Origin of the sequence: Pleionea sediminis, assembly GCF_007570825.1 — a bacterium.
GTDB lineage: Bacteria > Pseudomonadota > Gammaproteobacteria > Enterobacterales > Kangiellaceae > Pleionea > Pleionea sediminis.
In genome coordinates this window covers 2,354,381-2,360,749 of the sequence record NZ_SUNB01000001.1, presented here as the reverse complement: position 1 = coordinate 2,360,749, position 6,369 = coordinate 2,354,381, and the positions used below count along the sequence as shown (strand labels likewise).

Below are 6,369 nucleotides of genomic sequence, written 5' to 3'. Positions count from 1 at the left end.
TAATGTCGTGATGACTCTATCAACATGAGTGCCCACACAGATTACTTCATCTAAGTTTTTAAAGAGCTTTTAACCAGGAACTTGCCTTAGTTAAACAACATTGCTTTCTCAACGTCGGGGCGCGAATTATACACCCTGTTGCGGCTGAGTCAACACTTTTTTTGTTACTAAATCGCCTCAAATATCACGATTAAAAAGTTTCAACTCAAAAAGCAAAAAAAGTGAAAAACAAGTCTCTATATTTCAATGAGTTAGCATTTCTGTTTTTCTGCTTTAACTCGGAGCAAATTGCGTTTGCTGCCGAAGTGGGAGCGCATTATATAGATGATTTATGTGATCGCAAGCGCTTATTTAAATTTTTTCTAAATTAATTCGAATTAGTGACAAAAAAGATTAATTATAGCCCAACTTGAGTTATTAATAGCCAAATTGACCCTTAAACTTAAAAAAATGAACGGCTTTATTCTATTTATGCACTATATGGTCGGTGACCTTTAAGCCTTATCTTGCCAAAAAATAACTTTTCACTTAGTCTGCAGCTTACTTAAGAGCAACCAAGTAAATAAGTTATCAAATATGCATAAAAAACTAGTATTAATAGCACTCACATTGTTTACGGCTTTTTGCAATGCAACGATTGTCGAGTTTCAAACCAATCAAGGGAATTTTCGAGTCAATTTATTTGATAATGACACCCCGGAAACAGTCAATAACTTTCTTATGTACGCGACATCGGAGCGTTATGACAATGTGATAATCCATCGATCTGCACCAGGCTTTGTGATTCAAGGTGGTGGTTTCTCGATTTCAACGGACACTAATGATGAGATCCGTATCGAACAGATTGATACTTTACCCCCTATTATTAATGAGCCAGTATTTTCAAATGTTCGCGGCACAATTGCCATGGCAAAAAGCTCAGATCCAAACAGCGCAACAAGCCAGTGGTTCTTTAACTTAGAAGATAATAGCGGAGCCGTTAGTAACGCCAATCTTGATACACAAAATGAAGGCTTTACGGTATTTGGACAAGTAATCGATGATGGAATGGATGTTGTTGATCAGATTGCCGCCTTGGAAGTTTACAACTTTGGTGGAACGCTCGGACAGTTACCATTAATTGATTACACAACTGAAGATTATGCAGATGATGTCACTCCTCTAGAAGAGCAATTTGTGATCATACATTCTGTTGTTGTGATTGATGCCGATCCAGATACTGCAGAAGGCTTAGATCCAGTAAGAAATACGTTAATTAATGAAGTTGATGAAGAGGATGATTTTGACACTGGTAGCTTTGGCTACGCATTAATATCCTTGCTAATTCTAGGAACTCTTCGACGACGCAAATTTCAATAACATGCCCTTATAAGCTAGTGAGGAGGCTTTGCTTCCTCATTAGACTCTCTCGATTTTCGTAGTTTCTTCAGCGTTTTCTCCAAAGTGGTTCTGGCTTTCGAAGAAAGTTCACCACCTTTATACTCCTTAACAACAATAGACTCTAACTGTTCAACGAGAGAATCAACCGTTTGAACTTTATCAACATCGTTGTCATGCTGATTAAACAAGTTAATTCGTCGTTCAGTTTTTCTACCGATCGCCAGCAACTTATTGAAGTGGCTATCTTTATCGCGCTTACCTTCAAAGATATCAATCAAAGTTAAGAAAATGGATGCCGGACTGAGAAGAATATCGCGTAACGCATCGGCAGCAAGCTTCAACTGAAACACCGCAAGACGCCTCACTTGATGTCCGACACTTTTCGCGCTTTTTTCCGTTTGTTTTGAATTGTTATCTACCACAAAATATGACTCGCAATTAACACACTGTATTTCCCACTGTTCAACAGTATATCAACTCGGAAATCAAATTCGAAAACAATCCTTAATATCCTTTGACAGAAATAAAAACATTCGAACCAATATCTGAATGAATTTAAGAAAAAAGGCGCTGATAAGCGCCTTTTATTCGTCAACATATTTATGTGCTTGAAACTTTAGCACATCCATCCTTAGTCGTGATTTATCCCAAACTGTTTAATAACCAAACATCATCCTTTAAAATATAAGTTCCATCCTTAGCTAATAATCCGTTCGTTAATTAAACACTTTTAACATTTGCCAGATACATACATTGTTTGTCCTTAACTCCAAAACCAATGTTCCATCGCTTCAATAAGCTCTGCATCAACTGACCGAAGCCATAGTACAAAAACCTTAAATTACCCGCTCACAAGAATCGGACATTCACTGTTAAATTCCGGACAAGTAGAATTTGGTGTTAAAATTCAACAAGTTACAATGGCGAATACTTTAGGATAACTCAAGAAAATTCACCGGGAACTTGCCCAGTATATTTTTTAAATTCCTGACTAAAATAAGAGTGGGAAGAAAACCCAGCTTTTAATGAAACAACAGAAGGCGCCTCCCCATCTCTTAAAAATAAAATTGCTTTCTCCAAACGAAATTGCTTAATCAACTCTACAGGAGATAATCCCATTAAAGCTTTAATCTTTCGTCGCAATTGTCGTTCGCTCATATACAGTTGTGCGGATAAAAAACCAACGGATAATTTGGCACTCTCATAATTTTCATTCAAAATTTGATTAATCCTGCAAACGAAATCAGCATCTTTATCGGATTTAGCAGAATTAACCTCCGCTCCAAAATCCAACTCAAACTTGGCGTCAGCTCTTCCTAATGAAACTTGAGAATAAAATGACTGCAAGTTCTCTCTAAGCCTCAATAGACTTGAAACTCGAACAATTAATTCGTCATCTTCGAAAGGCTTTGTCAGATATTCATCTGCTAATAATTTCCAACTCTGCATACGACTCGCTTTATCAATCCTGGCTGTGAGCATCAACATTGGAATATGACTCGTTTTATTATTCTCTTTTAAAGATTTGCATACTTGATGACCGCTTATTCCAGGCATCATTACATCGCAAATAACAATATCAGGAATCAAATCTTCAGCTATCTGTAAGCCACTTTCACCATCAATCGCCGTAACACACTGGTAATTCTCGCAAATGACCTGATAAATGTATTGGCGCATTTGTGGATCATCTTCAATAACAAGAACTACAGGCTTATTATCGTCGATCTCAAACTGCTCAATCGATTCTTTTGCCAAACTACGATTTGAATCCTGTTGTTTCCCATTTCTAGTAAAAGATTTAGAACTGCGTTCGATCACACAAGGCATTTCAATCTCAAACTCAGTGCCAACATTCTCTCTGCTTTGAACCCAAATACTGCCTCCATGCGCATGAACTATTTCTTGCACAACAGATAAGCCAACACCGCTTCCATGTGCTTGCAAAGGCCTATTATCCCCGCGCTCGAACTTTTTAAAAATACGCTCCTGAATGTTGTTAGCCATACCAATTCCCGTATCACTAACTCGAATTTTTAAAAGACTAGAATCACTTGTGATGCTCAGTTGAATACTTCCATTGTGCACATTGTACTTAATTGCATTAGAGAGAAGGTTAGACAGAATTTTCTCTATTGAATCATGCAATACTTCAACACAAATTCCTTCTTCAATATAAGAAACGAAGCTTAACTGACTTGATTGTGCCGCATATTCGTAAGCATGAACGATTTCAATCAGTAAACTATCCAAGATATAAACTTGTTTCGGTAATGCTTTATCAATCTTCAACTTTTCGATTTCCAGCAACTCATCTACTAATTTGAGCAGTCGCTCGGCGTTGGTCTGAATTAAGTTCAATGCGACGTGTTCTTCGGGCCTGACTTTTTCGAATAAACGTTTTACTGGACCAAGAATAAGTGTCAGTGGCGTTCGGAATTCGTGAGATATATTGATAAACTCGTTATTTTTTTGCTGGAGCAACTTTTCAACAATATTCTTTTGAACCGCAAGCTCCTGAGTACGCTCTTTCACTGAAATTTCTAACATCTCTGCACGCTTCCTTAATGCCTGAGAACGGTAGTAGTAGATAACAATGGGCGAAAAGATAATCGTCAAGGCATACAATAGTTTTGCCCACCAGGTTAACCAAAATGGTGGAGAAACCCGTATTTCTAAAGCTGCATATTGATCAGTCCAGTTTCCATGAATATCCGATGCATTAACTAAAAGTCGGAAATCACCGTGCGGTAAATTAGTATAAACAGCTCTCTTATTGCTAGCTTCAGCAGGCAACCACTCTTGATGAAGCCCTTCGAGCTTATAACGATACTTTATTTTTAAAGGCGCTATGAAATTGGGAGCTGAAAAATCAAAACCAACCACACTATCCCGATAGCTTAAGTTAATTCTAGTCGCCACTAAAAGAGATTTTCCATCAGTAAACCGGTTCACTTTATCAAGCTCAACTTTTCGATTGTTCAGGTAGAAATCTCTGATGATAGGTCGATTATAATTATTCATGGTGGTGAGAGAAATTGTGTTGAATTCATTAAATCCATTCAACCCAGCGAAATATAGTTTATCATTATTCTTAGAAATATCAGCCGCTGTCGTAAACTCACTTCCCTGTAATCCTTCATCCACGGTTATATTGAGAAGATGAGTAAAATCATTTTCGAGAACAAATATTCCATTATTTGAACTTCCCCAAACTCGCCCTGATTCATCTTGTAAAACTCGATATACAGTATTACTCGGTAATCTATTCTCCGAGTGGAAATGATTGACAATATTATCTTTACTTGCGAAATACAGCCCATCCCCCAGAGTAGCAATTGCCAGACCACCATTCTCTAAAAGTTCTAAGTCATATATTGTTGTTTTTATACTTTTTAGCTCACTGTCCAGGCTGTCTCGCTCAAACTGCAATGTACTGGTATTTAGCCGATCAATACCATACTGAGTTCCAATCCATAATGACGTTCCTGCTAATTCAAGCGAATATATTTTATTATTAAATAAAGAACTCTCAGCTTCATAAAAATGTTCAAACTGATTTTTTGAATAGCTAAAACTGGATAGCCCTCCCGATGTCCCAAACCAAACTTTATCTTCGCCATCAAACTCAATAGCAAAAACATCTGCATCAGAAATACCGAATTTGGATTGATCAGGTAAATAATGCTTTGCTTCATCACTGACTAAGTCGTATCGAATTAATCCACCGCCAGAAGTACCTATCCACAGCTCACGCTCTTTTCCAATTTCAAATGACACAGCTCTCTTTAAGTAAGAGTTAATATCTGCTTTATCAGAAACTAAGTTTTTACAACTGTTATTTTCGATTTCGATAACAGATAGACCTCTCCCCCAAGATCCAATAATGAGCTTGTCATCTATTGCTCTTATGGCGTAAATCACATTTGATAAGTTACAAAAATCTTGGAATGAACGCTCAGAATAATGTTTAACATATCGATTGTAATAACCATAAAAAGCGCCATGTAATTCAGTTCCAACCCATATACTGTTTTGATTATCCACAAATACCCGATTTACCATAATCGATGTATCGGTATTTAAAGTTCGAGTAAGATGATGAATTTTTTTCGACAAAAAATCATACTTTAAAGCACCTTTTTGAGTAGCCAAAATCACTTCACTGTTTGAGAAGGAGACAACCTGATTAATCATGGTTCTTTCTTTAGGCAACTCATGTGTCTTTGGACCAATAATAAGGTCCAATTGATTTGACACTAAATTCAAACCATACAATCCCTCGTAGGTTGCAATTAACAGATAATTGTTAAATAAATCTAAATTTTTTACAGGTTTTTTCAGACTTTTAAATGAAGAGTCTTTTGAACTAGTGTACTCAATGAAGCCAGTATGATTCTTTCCTTTCAACCAAAGTCCTTTATTAGTTCCCACCCAAACTCTAGAGCTCTCATCAACAACCAAGCTTCTTATTTCAATTTTATTTCGGCCATCATTGTTTTTCGAAGACCTTAATTTATAGCTCGAAATAACTTTATTATCTTTGATTAAGAAAATGTACCCCGTGTTCGTTCCCAGCCAAAAAGAATCCTTGTCTGAAGCTACTTCTTTGAGAACGCCGACGTTCTCTTCATTGGGCAATGAAAAAACAGAAATAAACCTATCCAAGATTTTATCATATTGATATAACCCATCGTTGGAGATTGCATTCAGTTGGTCATTTTTATCTAAAATAAGGCGAGAAATTAATGAGCTTTTCTTGGCTCTATTCAAATAGTATTGCTTAACTTCATATCCATCGAATTGATTAATACCATCTAGAGTCGCGATCCAGATAAGTCCATCTTTACTTTGAGCTATGTCTGTAACAGTAACCTGGTTTAACCCTTGCTCTCTCCCTAAATGAGTGTAATCTATGAGTTGCTCTGCGCTGTATAGAACATTTAAAAAAATAAAAAAGGCAAATAAAATCCAACAGCGCATTTATGA

General features: G+C 36.7%; 3 protein-coding genes. 1 reads left to right on the top strand and 2 read right to left on the bottom strand.

The annotated features are described in order from the left end of the window. The first annotated feature begins 576 nt into the window (after positions 1 to 576). Positions 577 to 1,359 (top strand): peptidylprolyl isomerase, encoded by a 783-nt coding sequence (locus FAX86_RS09845; protein WP_144393147.1) that lies wholly within the window; start codon positions 577 to 579, stop codon positions 1,357 to 1,359. 14 nt (positions 1,360 to 1,373) lie between these two features. On the opposite strand, the gene FAX86_RS09840 is transcribed toward FAX86_RS09845, so the two are convergent. Both FAX86_RS09840 and FAX86_RS09835 read right to left on the bottom strand, forming a co-directional pair. Continuing rightward, positions 1,374 to 1,802, bottom strand: coding sequence for a hypothetical protein (locus FAX86_RS09840; protein WP_144393146.1), 429 nt, complete (start codon positions 1,800 to 1,802; stop codon positions 1,374 to 1,376). Between the two features lie 520 nt (positions 1,803 to 2,322). Next, the gene (locus FAX86_RS09835) at positions 2,323 to 6,363 is read right to left on the bottom strand and encodes a hybrid sensor histidine kinase/response regulator transcription factor (protein ID WP_144393145.1); all 4,041 of its coding nucleotides are present in this window, start codon (positions 6,361 to 6,363) and stop codon (positions 2,323 to 2,325) included. Positions 6,364 to 6,369 lie beyond the last annotated feature (6 nt).

Excerpts from the sequence above, each read along its gene's own strand:
- FAX86_RS09845 (WP_144393147.1), top strand. The coding sequence starts at position 577 with ATGCATAAAAAACTAGTATTAATAGCACTCACATTGTTTACGGCTTTT.
- FAX86_RS09835 (WP_144393145.1), bottom strand. The coding sequence starts at position 6,363 with ATGCGCTGTTGGATTTTATTTGCCTTTTTTATTTTTTTAAATGTTCTA.